Source organism: Frankia sp. AgPm24, assembly GCF_023243055.1.
Classification (GTDB): domain Bacteria; phylum Actinomycetota; class Actinomycetes; order Frankiales; family Frankiaceae; genus Frankia; species Frankia umida.
Genome location: NZ_JALKFW010000212.1, coordinates 97188 through 117420, shown reverse-complemented (window position 1 = coordinate 117420; position 20233 = coordinate 97188). Strand labels below are relative to the sequence as shown.

At 70.7% G+C, this 20233-nt stretch carries 12 protein-coding genes; 10 read left to right on the top strand and 2 right to left on the bottom strand.

Annotation, left to right across the window (positions count from 1 at the left end):
• Positions 1 to 344 precede the first annotated feature (344 nt).
• The 7 genes from MXD61_RS23690 to MXD61_RS23660 all read left to right on the top strand — a co-directional run bounded on the left by MXD61_RS23690 (position 345) and on the right by MXD61_RS23660 (position 12452).
• Complete coding sequence (locus MXD61_RS23690; RefSeq protein ID WP_248815626.1) at positions 345 to 1442, top strand: ABC transporter substrate-binding protein; 1098 nt, start codon at positions 345 to 347, stop codon at positions 1440 to 1442.
• 451 nt (positions 1443 to 1893) lie between these two features.
• A complete protein-coding gene (locus MXD61_RS23685; protein ID WP_248815625.1) occupies positions 1894 to 3201 on the top strand; it encodes a glycoside hydrolase family 6 protein in 1308 nt (435 codons plus the stop codon).
• Between the two features lie 234 nt (positions 3202 to 3435).
• Positions 3436 to 4767 (top strand): type IV toxin-antitoxin system AbiEi family antitoxin domain-containing protein, encoded by a 1332-nt coding sequence (locus MXD61_RS23680; protein ID WP_374629461.1) that lies wholly within the window; start codon positions 3436 to 3438, stop codon positions 4765 to 4767.
• Between the two features lie 111 nt (positions 4768 to 4878).
• Entirely contained in the window at positions 4879 to 6792 is a 1914-nt protein-coding gene (locus MXD61_RS23675; RefSeq protein WP_248815623.1) for a methylmalonyl-CoA mutase family protein, read from the top strand.
• Positions 6792 to 9074, top strand: coding sequence for a methylmalonyl-CoA mutase (scpA, locus tag MXD61_RS23670; protein ID WP_163550050.1), 2283 nt, complete (start codon positions 6792 to 6794; stop codon positions 9072 to 9074). Before MXD61_RS23675 ends, scpA begins: the two co-directional genes overlap by 1 nt.
• A 147-nt stretch (positions 9075 to 9221) precedes the next feature.
• On the top strand, positions 9222 to 10244 hold the full coding sequence (meaB, locus tag MXD61_RS23665) for a methylmalonyl Co-A mutase-associated GTPase MeaB (protein WP_248815622.1): 1023 nt from the start codon (positions 9222 to 9224) through the stop codon (positions 10242 to 10244).
• Between the two features lie 810 nt (positions 10245 to 11054).
• Positions 11055 to 12452: an HNH endonuclease signature motif containing protein gene (locus tag MXD61_RS23660; protein WP_251080486.1), complete on the top strand. Its 1398-nt coding sequence runs from the start codon at positions 11055 to 11057 to the stop codon at positions 12450 to 12452.
• 222 nt (positions 12453 to 12674) lie between these two features.
• Here MXD61_RS23660 and MXD61_RS23655 read toward each other — a convergent pair whose 3' ends face one another.
• A complete protein-coding gene (locus tag MXD61_RS23655; RefSeq protein ID WP_248815640.1) occupies positions 12675 to 14255 on the bottom strand; it encodes an AlkA N-terminal domain-containing protein in 1581 nt (526 codons plus the stop codon).
• Positions 14256 to 14578: 323 nt separating this feature from the next.
• Between MXD61_RS23655 and MXD61_RS23650 the strand changes: the two genes are divergently transcribed.
• Positions 14579 to 17281: an Hsp70 family protein gene (locus MXD61_RS23650; protein ID WP_248815620.1), complete on the top strand. Its 2703-nt coding sequence runs from the start codon at positions 14579 to 14581 to the stop codon at positions 17279 to 17281.
• Between the two features lie 64 nt (positions 17282 to 17345).
• On the opposite strand, the gene MXD61_RS23645 is transcribed toward MXD61_RS23650, so the two are convergent.
• Positions 17346 to 17879 (bottom strand): hypothetical protein, encoded by a 534-nt coding sequence (locus MXD61_RS23645; RefSeq protein WP_248815619.1) that lies wholly within the window; start codon positions 17877 to 17879, stop codon positions 17346 to 17348.
• Between the two features lie 558 nt (positions 17880 to 18437).
• On the opposite strand from MXD61_RS23645, the gene MXD61_RS23640 reads away from it, so the two are divergent.
• Positions 18438 to 18977 carry a hypothetical protein gene (locus tag MXD61_RS23640; RefSeq protein WP_248815618.1) on the top strand — a complete coding sequence of 180 codons (540 nt, stop codon included), beginning with the start codon at positions 18438 to 18440 and terminating at the stop codon, positions 18975 to 18977.
• A gap of 72 nt (positions 18978 to 19049) precedes the next feature.
• On the top strand, positions 19050 to 20233 hold a 1184-nt coding region (locus MXD61_RS23635; protein ID WP_248815617.1), incomplete at its 3' end, for a hypothetical protein.

Here is a 20233-nt window from a genome sequence, read left to right as displayed (position 1 = left end):
GTGGGGTGTGTTTTGTCTGAATTATTCGTAATCATGTTCCGTGTTCTCGTCGCGTCCGAAGACCCTGGGTAAATAGCCGAGTGGTCCGTGCTGACGGCGCCCCGCCCTACACCCGGGTCTTTTCGCTCCGAACGCGGACGGCGTCGTCGAAACATAACGTTCACCGGTTCGTCATGTGTCTCGATGGTCCGAGAACCCGCCTTGACGCCCTGATTTGACCGCTGCTAATTTTCGCCGATCAATCAGTTCGACATGAGCGATGGGAATCGCTCGGCTCAGGGGGACCATCAGTGAGTTCGATACGCCGCCCACGGCACATTGCAGTTGCGATAGGCCTCACCGGGATGATCGCCCTGGCTGGCTGCTCCAGCTCGGGTGACGACACCGCCTCGGCCAGCCCGTCGGCCAGCCCCACGCCGGCCACGCACGTGGTCACGGACCTCTCCGGCGCGAAGGTGACCGTTCCGACCACCATCAACAGCATCGCCGAACAGTTCCCGGCGCACACGGTCACTGATGTCATGCTGGGCGTCGGAGACAAACTGGTCGCGATTCCGCAGAATGTCAGCACCATTCCGTTCATGCAGACCGTGCAGCCGAGCATCACCAAGGTTCCGCAGCTGTTCCGCAACGGCGGCATGGTGAACATGGAGCAGCTGCTCCAGCGCAAGCCCGACGTGGTCTCCCTGATCAGCGGCGGTGACACGGCCACCCCCTTCAAGAACGCGGGGATTCCGGCCGTCAGCATGTTCTTCACCAAGCTGGACGACATCACCAGGTCCATGACGGTCGCCGGCGAGACCTACGGCGGCGCGGCGGCGGCCAAGGCGAAGGCCTACAACGCCTACTACGAGAAGGTCTCCGCGGGTCTCACCTCGAAGCTGTCGAGCGTGACCGCGAAGCCGAAGGTGCTCTTCATCGAGGCCTACACCGGTGGCAGCGACATCACGGTCCAGGGCGGCGCCTCCCTGATCGACCAGTGGATCGAGAAGGCCGGTGGCACGGACGCGGCCAAGGACATCAAGGGCAACCGGGTCAAGGTCACCATGGAGCAGGTGCTCCAGTGGAACCCGGACTATTTGATCGTCGCCACCCCCGGCGGTGACCAGGGCCTGGCCGCCAACACCGGCACCTCGGTCGTGGACGCGCTGTCGAAGCTGTCGGGCTGGAACGACCTGAACGCGGTCAGGAACAACAAGCTGTACATCCACCCGCGTGGTCTCTACCCGTGGGGTCAGTACACCCCGGAGCAGGCCGTCAACCTGCAGTGGGTGTCCAAGGTCCTCAACCCGTCGCTGTTCGCCGACGTCGACCTGCGTTCGGTCACCAGCAGCTTCTACAAGAGCTACTTCGGCCACGAGCCCACCGCGGCCGAACTGACCCAGATCCTGCAGACCACCTCGTCGGACGGCATCGCCACCCCGGCGAACGCGATCAAGTAGACAGCCGTGGCTGCCCGGCCCCGCGATCGGCCCTGCCGGGTCGACGCGGAGCCGGGTACGCGCACGGGCCCCGCGTCCGTGAGCCCGCGTCCGTGAGCCCGCGTCCGGGGGCCCTCTCCTGGGGTTGCGCGTTCGGAGCGGCCCGAAGAAGCAGGGGTGTCGATGCGGCGGCGGCAAGGGGCCCAGGGCAGCCGTTCGTTCGCTCCGCTGTCCCCATCGAAGCTACGCCGGCACTGCGTGAACACTCTCAGGCATCTATGGTTCGGCTGGTCGCGGTGGCCGCTGGGCGTCATCACCTCCGCAGATGCCACGCTCGGTACCCTTTTGTCGGTTCCCGGGTCGTCGTCGGCCCGGGTACCCGTCCGGGATGGGCCTGTCGTTCGTCGTCCGTCCCGGTCCTCAGTCAGGGTCGTCGCGCGGCGCGCCCGTGTCCGCGGTAGCCGGAGGTCGAGTGTCGAACGCCCCGATCAGCCGTCACCGTCGTGCCAGCACGGGGACCGCCGCCCGTGGTCAGCGGCAGTTCCGGGCGGGCCTGTGCGTCAGCGCCGTCCTGCTGATGGGGGTCGGCTTCGGACTGCAGCAGACCGTCGGCACCTCGGCCGGTTCCACCGAGGGGACGAGCACGGTCGCGGCCCAGCCCGACCTCGCCGATCGTGCGCCCACCGCGTCCGCCTCGGCCGCCACCACCGGGGCCGCCGGCAGCAGGACCGGTGCCGGCGGGAAGGCCGGCCCGGCCCGGGTATCGGCCTCGGCCCCCAGCGGCCCCGCGACCGGGAAGCCGGCGTCCGGCCAGGGCGGCGCCGCCCCCGCGACGTCGGGCACCGCCCCCTCAGCCGTGCCCGTCGCCCCCGCCGTGCCCGCCGCCCCCGCCGCGGCGGGGGACCCGTTCGCCTCCGCGCGCCTCTACGTCGACCCGGACAGCATGGCGGCCCGTGCGGTCGCCTCCCTGCGGGCCAGCGATCCGACAGGGGCCCAGACGCTCGCCCGGCTCGCCGACCAGGCTCATGCCGACTGGTTCGGTGATCCGGACCCGAACACGGTACGGACCCGGGTCGCGGCGCGGGCGCAGGTCGTGCGGGCCGCGGGCGCCCTGCCGCTGTTCGTCGCCTACGCGATCCCGCAACGTGACTGCGGCGGCGGGCAGTCCGCTGGCGGCGTGGGCGACGAGGCGGCCTACCGGGCCTGGATCACGGCCTTCGCCGCTGGACTCGGCCACGGCGCGGCGGCGGTGATCGTCGAGCCGGATGCGCTCGCCCAGATCGACTGCATGCCCGCGGCCGCGGCGGCCGCGCGCTACGCGATGCTGAACTACGCCGTCGACGTGCTCACCGCCACCGGCGCCAACGTCTACCTCGACGCCGGCCACGCCGACTGGCACTCGGCCGCGGAGATGGCCGGCCGGCTGCGGCTGGCCGGTGTGGACCGGGCCCGCGGCTTCGCGCTCAACGTGTCCAACTTCGACGAGACGGCGGACGAGATCGCCTACGGTGACGCCGTGGTCGCGGCCCTAGGCGGACGTGCCCACTACGTCATCGACACCTCCCGCAACGGCCGCGGACCGGCAGCCGGCGATGTCTGGTGCAACCCACCCGGACGTGGCCTGGGGGCGGCGCCGACCGCGGCCACCGGCAATCCACGGGTGGACGCCTATTTGTGGATCAAGGTGCCCGGGGAGTCCGACGGAGCCTGTAACGGCGGGCCGGGGGCCGGCCAGTGGTGGCTCGACTATGCCCTGGGACTCGCGAGCCGGGCCGCCTGACAGCGGGATCGAAAGCCGCCCCGCCCGCCCGCGGTGGTTGTGACCTCGCGCTCGGCGCGACCTTTTCGTCGAGTTTCCTGGCTGGTTACCGACAACGTGTCGCGTGCGCTCGGGAAATGCCCCCACCAGGTCGGATGGTTGGGTTGCCGGTTCTTCCACAGGGCGTCGTGGGTGGTTATCCACAGATTTTTTCGGTCTCTGGATCGACGGCTTCCGCTGTTGGATTCTGCAGTCATGACCTCCTTGTCCTCGGCCTTGACCTCGCCGACCCGACCTGTCACCTTCTCCTATCCTGGCCTTGGGCCAGCCCTGAGACTGGCTCGCAGCCAGGGCGGAATGATCACGTTTCGGCAGGCGATCGAAGCCGGCCTCACCCGTGGCCAACTGCGCCGGTTGGTGCTGTCCGGCCAGTGGGACCACCCGGTCCGTGGTGCCTTCGTCGTCCTGGCGGTGTCCGCCGTGCCCGTGCCGCGGCGAGCTCTGGCCTCGGCGCCGAGGTCGGGCCCGGTGGCATCGGCGGCCGATCTGGCCACGCCGCCCGGTTCGAACCCGCGGCCCGCCGCCGGCCCACGGTCCGACCTGGCTGGCCTGGCTGGCCTGGCTGGTGGCGAGGGTGGCTTGGCCGCGGCCGAGGTCGGGCTGCTGGGTCTGCCGTCCACGGTCCAGGCGCTGTCGGCGCGGGTGCGGGCGGCGTTGGTCGGTCGTCCGCAGGCGGTGGCCTGCAGTGTCACGGCCGCCCGGTTGCTGGGTTTTCCCGCTGCCGGCCTCACCGGCGCGGGTACCGTCCCGTCGGGTGTTTCCGTTTCGGTCGCGGGGTTTTTCGGTACCGCACCGTGTGATGCGGCGGAGTTCGGTTCGCCCGCGTTGGGCATGTCGCCGTTCGAGGCGGGTCCTGGTGCCAACGTCGATGATGCGCGGCAACCGGTGCATCTGATGCTGCCGGCTCGGCTCACCCGGGCCCAGCCACGCGGTGTCCGCCTGCATTTCACCGACCTTCCGCCCGCGGATCGAATCGTCCACAGCGGAATTCCGCTCACCTCCACGGCGCGCACGCTCGCCGATCTCGTACTCACGGCGCCGAACCGGGAGGTCGCCGTCGCGATCATGGATGGTGCCCTGCACAGCGGCGTCGTGACGGACCTGCGGGCGGCTCGCCTCTCGGCGGCGGGGCGCCGCGGGTACCGCCGGGCCCTGCCCTGGTGGTCGCTGGCTGATCGGCGGGCCCAGTCGCCGTTGGAGACGCGGTTGCGGCTGTTGTTCGCGGACGCGGGCCTGGCCCCGCCGCGGCCACAGTGGCCGGTCTCGGATGCTGCCGGTCAGGTCGTCACCCAGCTTGATCTCGCCTGGCCGGCGCAGCGGGTCGCCGTCGAGGCCGAGGGCGCCATGGTGGGGCGCCCCGCCGGTGTGGTGCACGGCCAGCGGCAGCGGGCCAACCTGCTGGCCGCGATGAACTGGACGGTGCTGCGTTTCGGCGATCTCGAGGTGGCCTGGTACCCGCAGCGGGTCGTGGAGACCGTCGCGCAGTGCCTGGCCCGGGCCACGCAGGTCGGTCTGCGGGCCTCCTGATGGCGCGTCCACCTGGTGAGGGGGGCCACCATCGAGCCAAACGGGTGCAAGAGCTTGTGACAGGAAGTACATTCCGAGCCTCCCGCAACCCGCCGGCCTACGATCCGGTGCATGAGCGTTCCCTCTGGCGGACTGTCGCTGGCCGCGGACTTTCCCGAGTCCACGCGAGGCGAGTGGCAGAAGCTGGTTCTCGGGGTCCTGCGCAAATCCGGGGTGGCGACCGAGGCGAACACCCCGGCTGATGTCGAGGACCTGCTCGCTACCGAGACCTACGACGGTCCACGCATCCAGCCGCTGTACACCAGCGAGGACGCACCCGCCGGCGGGGTCGGCCTGCCCGGTCTCGCGCCGTTCGTGCGCGGTGGGCGTCCCCAGGGCACCGGTGGCAGCGGCTGGGATGTGCGTGCCCTGCACGTCGGCCCGGATGCGAAGGCCGCCGGCGCCGACGTGCTGGCGGACCTGGAGAGCGGCGTCACCTCGCTCTGGCTGCGCCTGGGCGAGGGCGGCCTGCCCATCGAGGCACTCGGCACGGTGCTCGCCGAGGTGTACCTCGACCTCGCCCCGGTCGCACTCGACGCGGGCGGGCGGACATCGGCGGCCGCGGATGAGTTCCTGCGGGTCGCCGACGCCCGCGGCGTACCCGGTTCCCAGCTGTCGGGCAGCCTGGGGGCCGACCCGATCGGGCTGGCCGCGCGGGTCGGGGTCGGCACCTCCGAGCCGGCCGGGCTCGACGAGGCCGCGGCGCTCGCGCGGCGCTGCCTCCAGCAGTACCCGGGCCTGCGCGCGCTGGTCGTCGACGCCCAGCCCTACCACCGTGCCGGCGCCAGCGACGCCCAGGAACTCGCCGCGTCGCTGGCCACCGGCGTCGCCTACCTGCGCCTGCTGACCAGCGCCGGGCTGAGCCTCACCGAGGCGCTCGGCCAGCTGGAGTTCCGCTACGCGGTCACCGCCGACCAGTTCAGCTCGATCGCGAAGCTGCGCGCCGCCCGCCGGCTGTGGGCGCGGGTCGCCCAGGTGTGCGGGGCGAGCGGACCCGAGCGGGCCCAGCGCCAGCACGCCGTCACGTCGACGGCGATGATGACCCGCCGCGATCCCTGGGTGAACATGCTGCGCACGACGCTGGCCTGCTTCGCCGCCGGGGTCGCCGGTGCCGACGCGGTCACGGTGCTGCCCTTCGACGCGAGGCTCGGTCTGCCCGACGACTTCTCCCGGCGGATCGCCCGCAACACCCAGATCCTGCTGCAGGAGGAGTCGAGCCTGGTTCGGGTGATCGACCCGGCCGGCGGTTCCTGGTTCGTCGAGTCCCTGACGGAAAGTCTCGCCGAGGCGGCCTGGTCCGCGTTCACCGAGATCGAGCGGGCCGGCGGGATCGTCGCGGCGCTGCGTGAGGGGCTTGTCGCCGAACGGATCGCGAGCAGTCGCGCGGCCCGCGCCGAGGCGATCGCCCATCGGCGTGATCCGATCACCGGCGTCAGCGAGTTCCCGAACGTCGCCGAGAAGCTTCCCGATCGGGTCCCGGCGCCACCTGTCGCGCCGTCCGCCCCCGCGGACGCGGTGACAACCGGACTGCCGGAGATCCATTATGACGCCGACTTCGAGGACCTGCGGGCCCGCGCGGACGCCGCGGCCCAGGCGGGCGACCGTCCGGTGATCCTGCTGGCGACACTGGGCAGCGCCGCCGCGTCGACGGCGCGGGGCTCCTTCGCCGCCAACCTGTTCCAGGCCGGCGGGTTCGACACCCCGACCTCCGGTACCGGCACCGACCCGGTCCAGATCGCCGCGGCGTTCACCGCGTCCGGCGCCACCGTGGTCTGCCTGTGCTCGGCTGACAAGGTGTACGCCGAGCATGCCGCCACGGTCGCCGCCGCGCTGCGGGCGGCCGGTGCCCGCCAGGTGTGGCTGGCCGGCCAGCCGGGTGCCCGCGCGCAGTCCGACGCCGAGGCGGGTATCGGCGGATACGTGTTCACAGGATGTAATGCGGTCGCCGTGCTCCAGACGGCACTGGCTGAGGCGGGAGTGGCCTGATGTCCCTCGAAGGCGCGAAGCAGTCCGGCGCTGACGAGTCCGACCCGACCGGGCCGGGCCTCACCGCCATCCCGGACTTCTCGACGATCGAACTCGGTGCCCCGCCGGACGGGGCCGACACCCCCGAGCAGCAGTGGCGCGACGCCGTCGAGGCCACGACCGGCAAGGATGTCGAGGCGCTGACCTGGGACACGCCTGAGGGCATCGCCGTCAAGCCGCTCTACACCGCGGCCGACACCGAGGGCCTGGACTTCCTGCGCACCTATCCAGGGGTCACGCCGTTCCTGCGTGGGCCATACGCGCCGATGTACGTCACCCAGCCGTGGACGATCCGCCAGTACGCCGGCTTCTCCACCGCGGCGGCGTCCAACGCCTTCTACCGGCGTAACCTCGCCGCCGGCCAGAAGGGTCTGTCGGTCGCCTTCGACCTGCCGACCCACCGCGGCTACGACTCCGACCATCCGCGGGTCACCGGCGACGTCGGCATGGCCGGCGTCGCGATCGACTCGATTCTGGACATGCGCCAGCTCTTCGACGGCATCCCGCTGGACCGGATGAGCGTGTCGATGACCATGAACGGCGCCGTGCTCCCGGTGCTCGCGCTCTACATCGTCGCGGCCGAGGAGCAGGGCGTGGCTCCCGAGCAGCTCGCCGGGACCATCCAGAACGACATCCTCAAGGAGTTCATGGTCCGCAACACCTACATCTACCCGCCGCAGCCGTCGATGCAGATCATCTCGGACATCTTCTCGTTCACCTCGCAGAAGATGCCGAAGTTCAACTCGATCTCCATCTCCGGCTACCACATGCAGGAGGCCGGCGCGACGGCCGACCTGGAACTGGCCTACACCCTCGCCGACGGCGTGGAGTACATCCGGGCGGGCCTGGCGGCGGGCCTGGAGATCGACGCGTTCGCGCCGCGGCTGTCGTTCTTCTGGGCCATCGGCATGAACTTCTTCATGGAGGTCGCGAAGCTGCGCGCCGCCCGCCTGCTGTGGGCGAAGCTGGTGAAGCAGTTCGAGCCGAAGAGCTCCAAGTCGCTGTCGCTGCGCACCCACTCGCAGACGTCGGGCTGGTCGCTGACCGCCCAGGACGTGTTCAACAACGTGGTCCGCACCTGCGTGGAGGCGATGGCCGCCACCCAGGGCCACACCCAGTCGCTGCACACCAACGCGTTGGACGAGGCGCTGGCGCTGCCGACCGACTTCTCCGCCCGCATCGCCCGCAACACCCAGCTGCTGCTGCAGCAGGAGTCGCGCACCACCCGGGTGATCGACCCGTGGGGCGGCAGCTACTACGTCGAGCGCCTCACCCACGACCTGGCCGCCCGGGCCTGGAGCCACATCGCCGAGGTCGAGGCGTCCGGCGGCATGGCGCAGGCCATCGACGCCGGCATCCCGAAGATGCGCATCGAGGAGGCCGCCGCCCGCACCCAGGCGCGGATCGACTCCGGCCGTCAGCCGCTGATCGGCGTCAACAAGTACCGGGTGGACGCCGACGAGGCGATCGAGGTGCTCAAGGTCGACAACTCGGCCGTCCGCACCGAGCAGGTCGAGAAGCTGCGCCGGCTGCGCGAGGAGCGGGACAACGCGGTGACCGAGGCCGCCCTGCACGCGCTGACCGCCGCCGCCGACGCGGCCCGTGACGGGCGCCGGGCATCGGGTCTCGACCAGAACCTGCTGGCCCTCGCGGTGGACGCGGCCCGTGCCAAGGCGACCGTGGGCGAGATCTCCGACGCGTTGGAGAAGGTCTACGGGCGCCATTCCGGTCAGATCCGTACCATTTCCGGCGTGTACCGGGACGAGGCCGGCTCCGCCGGCAACATCGCCGCCGCCCGCGAGACGGCAGCCGAGTTCGAGCGGCAGGAGGGGCGCCGTCCGCGCATCCTGGTCGCCAAGATGGGACAGGACGGCCATGACCGCGGCCAGAAGGTGATCGCCAGCGCCTTCGCCGACATCGGCTTCGACGTCGACGTCGGCCCGCTGTTCCAGACGCCGGCCGAGGTCGCCCGCCAAGCGGTCGAGGCGGACGTCCAGATCGTCGGCGTCTCCTCGCTCGCAGCCGGCCACCTCACCCTGGTGCCGGCGCTGCGCGAGGAACTCGCCGCGCTGGAGCGCTCCGACATCCTCATCGTGGTCGGCGGCGTCATTCCGCCCGGCGACTTCGATGAACTGCGAGCCGCCGGCGCCGCCGCGATCTTCCCGCCCGGCACGGTCATCGCCGATGCCGCGCAGGAACTGCTCGCGACCCTGTCCGCGCAGCTCGGCCACACCGCTGCCTGAGCGGCGGCGGCCAGTGGCATCCACAGCGGTGGTGAGTTCGACAGCGGTGGTGAAGCGGACGGTGGTGGTGAGTTCGACGGCGGTCACGGTGGTGGCGGTCGCCCTGGAATCAGCGGTGGCCGCGCGGTCGACGTCGGCCGTGGCGTCGTGAGCCGGAGACCGATCGACCTCGCGCAGTACGCCGACGGGGTGCTCGCCTCGTCGCGTACCTGGATCGCGCGCGCGGTCACACTGGTCGAGTCGACCCGGCCCGACCATCGCGAGCTCGCCCAGCAGCTGCTCGTGACGTTGCTGCCGCATGCCGGTAAGGCACGCCGGGTGGGCATCACCGGCGTGCCTGGCGTCGGCAAGTCGACGTTCATCGACGCGCTCGGCACCATGCTCACCGGCAGCGGCCATCAGGTGGCGGTGCTCGCTGTCGACCCCTCGTCGACCCGCACCGGCGGCAGTATCCTCGGCGACAAGACCCGGATGTCGGCCCTGGCGGTCGATCCGGCGGCGTTCATCCGCCCGTCGCCGACCGCGGGCACACTCGGTGGAGTCGCCAAGGCCACCCGCGAGGCCATGGTCATCATGGAGGCAGCCGGCTACGACGTCGTCGTCATCGAGACGGTCGGCGTCGGCCAGTCGGAGACGACCGTCGCCGACATGGTCGACACCTTCCTGTTCCTCACCCTGGCCCGCACCGGCGACCAGCTGCAGGGCATCAAGAAGGGTGTGCTCGAGCTCGCGGACGTCATCGCGGTGAACAAGGCCGACGGCCCACACGAACTCGATGCCCGCCGTGCCGCCCGGGAACTCGCTGGCGCCCTGCGGATGCTGCAGGGTGCCTCCGGCCCGCGGGACTGGAACACACCGGTGCTGACCTGCAGCGCCGAGCAGCGCGTCGGCGTCGACACGGTCTGGGCGCAGATCATCAAGCATCAGGACACCCTGGACGCGTCTGGCGAACTCGCCGCCCGTCGCCGCCGCCAACAGGTCGACTGGACGTGGGCGATGGTGCGCGACCGGCTGCTCGCCGATCTGCACGCCCATCCGCAGGTCCGCGCCCTGACCCCCGACCTGGAACAGCGTGTCCGCGAGGGCAGCCTCACCCCGGCTCTGGCCGCCGATGCCATCCTCTCCGCCTTCGCGCAGTCGACGGGTGAGCCGACCAGGTCGTCGCAGTAACAGGCCTTCCGAGCTCAGGAGCCCGCCGTTGGCACGGACGCCCGCTCCTGTTTCGTTGGTGTCCTGTCCGGCATGGAGTCGCATTGGACGTGTCCTGTCGTGCTGTTTGGAGGCCGCCGGGACGGCGACGCGAAAAAACTCGGCCGGCTATTTCTATGGAATCCGCTTATTCGTCGTGGTCCCGGGCTGGCGTGGCTTCATCGGGTATGTCAGACCTCGTTTCTTAAGCAAGCTCAGGATGGCAACGATCTGAGCTTGGCTCCCATTACAGCCTGACGGCGGGCGCCTGTCTTCTCTGCGGGATATGTGATTCCTGGAAAGGAAATAGTCTCGGGATCATGCGGTCGCCTTGCGTCAATATGTGAAGCTCGAGACTGCTGCCAGGTCGCGTTGCTTATTTCGGCGATCGGATGCTCGTGGATTGGCTTCTGTGCATCCTGATCATACCCTCTTCCTCTCTCCATGCAAGAGCTGACATCGGTTCTTCCGGCCGCAGGAAGCTCGGTGTTGTGGTCGCAGCTCTGCGCGATTCTCGGGCTCGCTGGCCTGCTGTTCCGCTGCTTCCATCCTGCGTTGTCGCTGGTCGCTGGGGGTGTGGGTTGTCTCTGTACCCGAGCGCGTGCATGGGGGTTGTCAGCCACTTGTCCATCGGCTATGATTCGAATGCACGTTCGATCGTCATGAGTGGAGGTGGCGTATAGCTTCAGTGATGTATAGATTCGCTGTCTTCTCCTGTCTGCGAGCGCGTGTCCATGCTTTCTTCTCATCTGCTTTTTTCGGCTGTCTTCTTTTGGGACGGGGGTGCTGGTGATGGTGTCGGTGGCGGGTGCCAACGAGGCGTCGTCGCAGGAGCGGGAGGCGGTCGAGTGGCTGGCGTCAGTGGAGGTGGGGGGTCGGCGTGTGGCGGGGTTGGGGGATGAGGCGTGCGTGGCGTGGGATGCGGAGGTGGGGCGGCGAGTGGCACGGGCCGAGGCGGAGCGGTTGCTGGTGCGGGCTCGTCTGGCCGGCCTGCGTCCGCTGCCGAGAGTGCCTGTGAACGGGTGCGATCCCGAGGACGAGGGTGGCCCTGGTGTTGACGGGGAGGGGGACGACGGGCGGGGAGTGCCGGCTGAGGGTGGGGCGCGCAGCGGGGTGTGGGCGGAGGCGAAGCGCTGGGGCTACAGCGAGTTCGTGGGCGAGGAGGTAGCCCTCGGCGCGTGCCTGTCGTCCGCGGAAGGCGGTCGGCAGGTGGCTTTCGCGGTGCGGGTGGTGCGTCGGCTGCCAGGAGCGGTGAAGGCGCTGTATGACGGAGCGATCGATCTGGCGCGGCTGGTGGCCTTGGACCGGTTGACCGCTCAACTGGCCGACGAGCTGGTGGACGCGGTGGCGGCTCCGGTCCTGGCGAAGGGTGGTCGCCCGAGCCTGGCCGCGTTCGAGCAGGCGGTCCGTCGGCGGATTCTGCGGGTGGATCCGCACGGGTCGCAGCAGCGAAGGGAAAAGGCCGAGGAGGGCAGGCGGGTGGAGATGCGGGCGGAGCCGGACGGCATGGCCCGCCTGGCCCTGCTGCTTCCAGCGGAACAGCTGTGGGCGGTGTGGGCGCGGATCAGCCACCTGGCCCGAGGGATGAGGGCAGGTGATGGGCGGAGTTTTGATCAGCGCCGGGCAGATGTGGCTTACGGTCTGTTGATGGGGGCGGATCTGGGTCGGGTTCCGGTCGAGATGCAGGTGATCGTGCCGGTGGAGACGCTGCTTGGGCTCGCCGAAAATCCGGGAGAGATCCCGGGTCTCGGCCCGATCCCGGCGGAAGTGGTGCGGAAGATGAGCGAGGAGCCGCTGTGCACGTGGCGGCAGATTCTCACCCGCCGAGACAGCGGTGAACTGGTGGATGTGTCAGATCGGCGTTTTCCGTCGGCGGCGCTGGCCCGCAAGGTTCGGGCGCGGAACACCACCTGCACGCTGCCCGGATGTGACCAGCCGGCGGTCAGCGCGGATATTGATCACAGCGTTTCCTGGGGTGACGGTGGTAAGACTCGGGAAGGCAATCTTGCGCCGGTCTGTCGACGTCATCATCGAATGATGGGTCGCCGCAAGCGCCGTCCCAGCCCGATGAACGAGTCACGCCGGCCCGCCGGCTGGCAGATGCAACAGGGCGCGCCCGGCCACATCACGTGGACCACTCCCACCGGTGCTCAGCACCACACGTACCCTGATAACTACACAGCGGAATAGGTTCGCGTCGGCTCGGTGAAGATGCCCGGCCAATGGGTGGCGATCCAGCCCGTTGGCCGGGCGCCGAGACGCTCGGCGCGTCGGGCTCTGCCGCATGTGTGCGGGCACCTGATCGGCTTCCGCCTCGGGAGGTCGGCCGATGCTGCGTGCAGGCGGATCGATGGGTGTTCACGCCGCCGGGTCAGCCCTCGGACCACCTTGACCGTGGGGGTCGCAGCTGAGTCATGCGGTTGCCGAGCGAGGCTGGTCGGGCATCCGGTTGATCGGGTGGTCGCTGGTCGCCCACAGGTACTGGACGGCGTAGCTGCGCCAGGGGCGCCAGGCGGTCGAGTGGGCACCGAGGCCGCCCGCGCTGGTGGGCAGGCCAAGGTCCGCGGCAGCGCGCCGTACGCCGAGGTCGGTGGGGAGAAAGGCGTCGGGGTCGCCGAGGGCGCGCATGGCGATCGACTCGACCGTCCACGGGCCGAGGCCGGGCAGAGCGGCGAGTTGGACGCGGGCGTGTTGCCAGTCGGCTCCCGCGCCCAGATCGATGGTGCGCTCGGCGAGCGCTTCGACGAGAGTGGTGAGCGCGATGCGGCGGCTGCGGGGGAAGGCCAGCGCGGCCTCGTCAAGCCCGGGCAGCCCATCGGCGAGGTCGCGCATCGTGGGGAACAGATGGGTCAACGCGCCGCCGAGGCCGTCGACGCGTGGGCCGAGGGCCTCGACCAGACGGCGAGCGTGGGTACGGGCCGCGGCGGTGGAGACCTGTTGACCGAGGATCGCGCGCACGGCGAACTCGTCCGGGTCGGGGGTGCGCGGTACCCGTCGGCCGGGGGCGGCGTGCACCAGCCGGGCGAGTGTGGGGTCCTCGGCGAGGTGGGCATCGACGGCGACCGGGTCGGCGTCCAGGTCGAGCAGTCGGCGGCAGCGGCTGATCGCCGTCGACAGATCCCGCAGGTCGGTGAGGGTGAGCTGGCAGGCGACATGGTCGGGCCGCGGCCGCAGCGCCACCGCCGCGGGGCCGTGCGGCAGGCGCAGGGTGCGGTGAAAGGCACCGTCGCGCCACTGCTCCACCCCGGGGATCGCGGTGGCCGCCAGATGCCCGAACAGGTTGTCCGGGCACAGCGGTGCGCGAAACGGCAGGCGTAGGGACAGCGTTCCTACCGGCCGCATGGGTACGGCGAGCCCCGGGCTGTGCGCCGGGCCTGCCGGCTGGCTGGACTCCGCCGACCCGGGAACCGTCACGAGCGGGATGGGTGCGCGGACGGCGCGGTGACGCAGCTCGGTGGGGGAGAGCGCGAAGATCTCCCGGACGGCGTCGTTGAACGCCCGGATGCTGGCGAAACCGGCGGCGAAGGCGACATCACCCATCGGCAGGTCGCTGGTTTCGATCAGCAGGCGCGCGGTCTGCGCGCGTTGCGCCCGAGCGAGCGCCAACGGGCCGGCGCCGAGCTCGGCGAGCAGCTGTCGTTGCACCTGGCGGGTGCTGTACCCGAGCTGGGCGGCGAGGCCGGGCACGCCGTCGCGGTCGACCACCCCGTCGGCGATCAGACGCATGGCTCTGGCCACGAGATCGGCGCGGACATCCCACAGGGGCGAACCGGGACTCGCGTCCGGTCGGCAGCGTTTGCAGGCTCGGTACCCGGCCTGCTGGGCGGCCGCGGCGCTTGGGTAGAAGCGCAGGTTCTCGATGCGGGGGACGATGGCGGGGCAGCTCGGACGACAGTAGATCCGGGTGCTGCGCACGGCGGTGAAGAACCAGCCGTCGAAGCGGGAGTCCCGGGACCGCACGGCCCGCACACAGCGCTCGGCGTCGTCGTACATGTCCTCCAGCATCGTCGCAGGCACGGCTGGATCCGCGCGGAAAAACGACGTCTGCTTCGGTGGACCGGTACATCCGACGGGGCCGGCGGGTGCGCGGGTCCGGTGAGCTCGAGGGGCGCGGCGGGGCGGTTCAGAATGATCGCGACATTTTGTGTCCGACACCGGACATGCCGGTTTGTCTTCCACGGTGTCTACGATGAGCGGACCAGCGGTCAGGGAGATCGTCGCTGGTCGGGCGCGTGTTTCCTGGGAGGGGGCGGGCCCCGCGAACACGTGGCTCAGGAGTCGCGGTGGGATATCAGCTCGGCATAGACGTCGGATCCGTGCACACGATCGTTGGTATCGCTGACGGCGGCTGGCCGCGGGTACTCGAACTCGGCGGGCAGCGGCGGTTGCCGTCCGTGGTGTACGCCGCGCCGGGCGGAGGCCTGCTGTTCGCCCGGGCGGCGGCGCGCCGGGCGCGGACCGATCCGGACCGCGCGGCCACCGACCTGCTGCGTCGCCTCGGTGACGAGGGCCAGGTCGTGCTCGGCGGCGCGGCCTACAGCAGGGAGTCATTGCTCGGCCGGCTGGTCGCCCACCTTGTCACCACCGCCGCGCAGCAGCTTGGCGGTCCACCCGACCAGGTGGTCGTCACCCATCCGGCGTTCTGGCCCGCCTCGCGGCGCGAGGCGTTCACCGAGGCGGTCACCCAGCTCTCCGGCCTGGAGATGCCGGTGACCGCCGTGGCGGCCGCCGACGCGATGGGCACGCTCCTGGCCCGCTCGTCGGTCACCCAGACCGTCGACCTGGTCGGCTGGTACGACCTGGGTGCCGGCTTCCTCGACACCGCGGTGCTGTCCTTCTCGCCGTTCGGCTTCCAGGTCGTCGGCACGGCGGCGGGCATGCGTCACGGCATCGGCATCGACCTGGACGGGCTGCTGGTCGACCAGGCGTTGACCCACGCCGGTATCGACCCCCAGCGGGTCGACCGGTCGGATCCGGCGACCAGGCTGGCCCTGGCCCAACTGCGTCGCGACGCCGCGCAGGCCAAGGAGGTGCTGGCGGAGGAGGCCGAGGTCGACCTCACCGTGGCGTTGCCCGGGGTGAGCACGGCGGTCACGCTCACCCGCGCGGAACTCGAGGCGCTCACCACTCCGACGATCGACGACACGGTGGGCGCGTTGCGCCGGGCGCTGCGGTCGGTCCCGGCCGAGCCGGCCGATCTGTCCCGGATTCTGCTCTCCGGCGGTGTCGCCTACCTGCCGTTGGTGTCGCGACGGCTACGTGAGGCTTTTCCCGCGCTGCACCGGATCGAGCACCGCTCCGACGCGGATCTGGCGATGGGCGCGGCGCTGCTGGCCGCCGACTTCTCCGATCGGGCGGCGCGGGCCGGCGGCGGCGTGTTCGGCGGCGAGCCGGTGCAGGATCCCTATGACGTGACGGCGGTGATTCGTCCACCGGACGCGGCGAGCCTGAGCTCACTGCCGCCGTTCATGTCCGGCGGTGGCACCACCCCGCTTGGCCGCACGGGTGGACGAGGCGACGCGCCGGGGACAGCGGCTGGCGTGGCTGCGGCCAGCGCCGCAATGGCCGCGGCCAGCGGGGGAGCACCCACGGACGCGGTGACGATGGCGGCGGCTGGATCCGCTGCTGGGTCCGCGCCGACCGCACCGGCGGAGGCCGCGGCCGCGGGTACCGCGGCGCAGGGTGGTGATGCCGGGGCTACCGCGATCGTGCCTGGCATCGATGCGGCAACCATGCGGTGGGCCGGTGGTCCCGGGACTGGCGGGCCGTCGGAGCCGCAGCTGGCGAACCTGGCCGGTGCGGGGAGTGCCGCTGGTCATGGTGTTGCGCATCCTGGGTCCGTAGCTGGCGCCGCGGAGCAGCCTTGGGCAGGGGCAGGGGCAGGGGCAGGGGCAGGGGCAGGGGCAGGGGCAGGGGCAGGCGGCGGCGCCGGCACCGGCAGTGGCGCGGCTGGCAGCGGCGGCGGGATCTTCGGTTCGCGCCGGACGATGGTCGCCGCCGCGGTGGCCGCGGTCCTGTTCGTCGTCGTGGGAACGACCGCGGGAGTGCTGCTCACCAACCGTGACTCCGGGTCCGAGCCGACGGCGGTGGCGTCCGCGGGTCCGTTCCCCACCACCGATCCGATTCCGAGGACGGTCAGCCCGTCGCCAGAGCCGCCGGCGGCCGCGAACCTGGTCCGGATCGCCGGGTCGTCCGAAGTCGGGCCGATCTCGGAGACCGCCTACAACGAGTTTCGTCAGACCCAGCGCAACGTGACCGTCAGTGTGGAGTCGAGTAGCACCGAGGATGGCCTCAACGCCCTGTGTAGCGGCGAAGTGGAGCTGGCGGACGCGTCCTTCGAACCGAACCCGGGATCGCTTGACGATCCGTCCTGCGCGAAGCGCCTGGTGGGGTTCGAGGTCGCTCACCACACGCTGCCGATCGTGGTGAATCCGCAGAACACCTGGCTGCGTTGCCTGACCCTGAAGCAGGTGCGACAGGTCTGGGGCGCGAGCTCCACGGTGACCCGGTGGAACCAGGTCAATCCGTCCTACCCGGACGAGCCGATCACCTTTGTCGGGCCGTCGCGCAACTCGGTGCAGGCCCAGGTGTTCAACGCGACGATCAGCGACGCGAGCGACAGGTCCCGGTCCTACGCGCAGCAGTCCGACCTTGGCCGGGTGGCCAACGACGTGGCCGGTGAACGGCTGGCCATCGGATTCCTCGACTATCCGACCTTCGAGACGTTCGGCAACCGGCTGCGCGGAGTGGAAATCGACAACGGTGAGGGCTGTGTCGCACCCACCGCCGTCGCCGTCGGCACCGGACTTTACCTACCTCTGTGCAAGCCGCTCTACGTCTACGCCCTGCCCGAGTCGTTGCGTAAGCCGGCGACCGCCGCCTTCCTTTCGTACTTCCTGCAGAACGGACGGAAGATCGCGTTCGACGCGCACTATGTGCCGCGTACGGACGAGACGGTGAACGAGAACATCGCGCGGCTGAAGACCCTGACGCAGGGGGTGGCGCCGGTACCCGCCTGACACGGGACCGCCGCCGCCCGGCCCACCGACGGCCCGCTCATCACGGGGCCGTCGGTGGGCCGTCTTACGCCACGGAATGCATGATCGTGCAGGAATAGGTTCCGACGACGACGTTGGTCGGCACCGTGACGGCCAGGGTCGGGCTCCAGCTCACCGAACTCGCGGCGCCGCGGGCGGCGGTGGCGGAGAACGCCCGGCGACCGCCGGCGAGTGTGACGGCGTTCGCGCCCGCCGGCTGGCCGGGGGTGACGACGCTCACCGGACCCGTGGTGGCGGTCGCCGCACCGGAACGGTACTGCAGCAGCCCTGAGGAGATGCGCTCGTAGGGTCGCCCGGATCCGGTGGTGCAGGTCGTCGAGATGACGGTGACCGCCCAGGAGCCACCCGCCGAGTCGCTGGAGACTGTCACCGTGCCGAGCGAGCCGGCCAGGGTGCCACCGCCGACCCGCAGAGAGCCAAGGCTCGCCGTGGTCGGTACCGTGATGGAGTAGGCGGCGTGGGCTGGGCCGCAGGTCAGCGCGCCGGCGACGAGCGCCAACGCCGTGAGTACCGGTAGCCCACCGACAGCACGCTGCCGATGGGTGAAACACAATCGCATGGCCGCTCCTGACCCCGGGAAACTGGGTGGTGACGGATTGCTACCAGTGGTAGCGGTCGCAGAGCAAGGAAGGTGCCGTCCACGGTGACCGAGTCCGGGACCGAGCGGGCGGATAGGGCGGTCGACCCGGTCGGCTGGTCAGGCGGCCAGCCCGCCCGGACGGTGGGGCGGTATCAGGGTCGGGCCGAAGGTGGGTCGGGTCGAAGCTAGGCCACGGCCACGGCCACGGCTGGGGCTGGGCTGTGGGCGGATCCGGGGTCGGGCTCGGGCCTGGCCGGGGTCAGGGCCGGACCACGAGCGGGTCAAGGTCTGGGTCAGGGGTGCGGCGGGGGTCAGGTCGGGCCGGGGCCAAGTCGGGTCGGGGCCGCGGCTGGGTTGGGGAGCGGCAGGCGGCGGCCTGTGGGGTGACTCCGACACGCAGGAATTCGCTTAGTACTTGTATTGATACTGAGAGTGATAGCGTCGCGCCGCGCATCCGGCGGTACCCGCACGTCGCCTCGGCGAGTCCGATTCCGCTGCTGGGGTGCGTTCGTGTAGTCACTCTTGGGGGTTCTTCAAGTGCGCAGGTCCACCACCCTTTTCATCGGCGCGGTCGTGTCGACCGCGGCAGCTTTCACCGCAGCGCTTCCCGCTGACGCCGCCACCACCTCCACCACGTCCACCACCTTCAGCCTGACCGGCGGTGCGCTCGACATCACGGCGCCGGCGACCGCTGACCTGAGCAGCTTCCCGGTCAGCTCCGGCTACGTCTCCGGCAACCTCGGCGACGTCGTCGTGACCGACAGTCGCGGTAACTCGGGTGCCAGCTGGACGGCGAGCGTCAGCGCGACCGCCGTCACGGGCAGCGGCACCGCCGAAGGTGTGAGCCTGCCGCCCGAGTCCGTCTCCTATGACCCAGGTGTGATCGGCGCCACCAACGTGACCGCGGCCGGTGTGCGACTCCAGTCGCTGTCCGAGACGCCACAGGAGACCGTCGCGGGCACCGCCGGTACCGGCGTCAACTTCGCCACCTGGAACCCGACGCTGGGCGTGAACATCCCGGCCGCTTCCGCGATTGCCGGTACTTACACCGTTACGCTGAGCCACTCGGTCGCCTGACCGGTTCGACTCGACTCGTAGACAAGGATCCAGACGAGTGACGGTGGCGAGAACATGCGTGTAGGACCCCGCGTGGCCGTGCGATCCGGCCTGAGTCTCAGCACGCTGGGAATCCTCGTCACCGTGGCTGCACTGCTCCTGCCCGGCACCCTGGTCGGCACGTCCCCCGCCCTCGCGGCGGGTGGGCGTGCCGACCAGGCGGCAGCGGCACCCGCGCAAGGCGCATCACCCCAGAACGGTTCGACCCAGAACGGCCCAGCCAAGGGCGGACCGGCGGGTTCCCAGTCGGAGGCGGGACGCTTCGGTATCCGGCTGACAGAGGTGACCGACTCGCTGCGCGATGACCCGCGGGCCCGCGAGTACATCATCGATCATCTCAACCTGGAGTCGGTCCTGAGACGCCAGGTGGAGGTCTACAACGACGGCACCCAGCCGTTGCACCTGTCGCTGTATCCGGCGGCCGCCTCGATCGGCGACGGCGAGTTCCATTTCGGCGAGGGGCACGCGGCCAACGAACTGAGCACCTGGATCTCGGTCAACCCGGCCACCATCGATCTTGGCCCGCATGATCGCAGCAGCGCCGAGGTCACCATCGACGTCCCGAAGGACGCCTCCCCGGGCGAGCACTACGCCGTTCTGTGGGCCGAGGCGGTCAGCGCGCCCACCCAGGGCAGCGGCGTGCGCATGGTCAACCGCGTCGGTATCCGCGTCTACCTGGACGTCGGCCCGGGAGGTCCGCCGGCGGCGGGGTTCGCCATCTCGGCCCTGACCGCGAGTAGGACGCCGGACGGCCGGGCCGCGCTGAGCACCGAGGTGCACAACACCGGTGGACGGGCCCTGGACATGTCCGGGGACCTGCGGTTGGAACGGGGACCCGGCGGCCTCCAGGCCGGTCCGTTCCCGGCGAACCTTGGCACCACGATCGGCCCGGGTGAGATCGTCCCCGTGAGCATCCCGTTGGACAGCGAGCTGCCCCTGGGACCCTGGCACGCGTCGGTGACGCTGCGCAGCGGCCTGGTCGAGCACACCGTCAACGCGACGATCACCTTCCCGAAGAAGCCCGGCGAGTCACATCGCTATCTGATCGGCGGCTATTCGGCCTGGCACTATGTCGCCGGCGCGGGCATCGCGGTGCTGCTACTGATCATTGTGATGGGGCTCGTCCTGCTCAGCCGGCGTCGTGGCAACCGCCGCGGTAGCCGGCATCTGGCCACCGTCGGCAGCGTGCCGAGACAGGGCAACGCCACCGAGCTGCA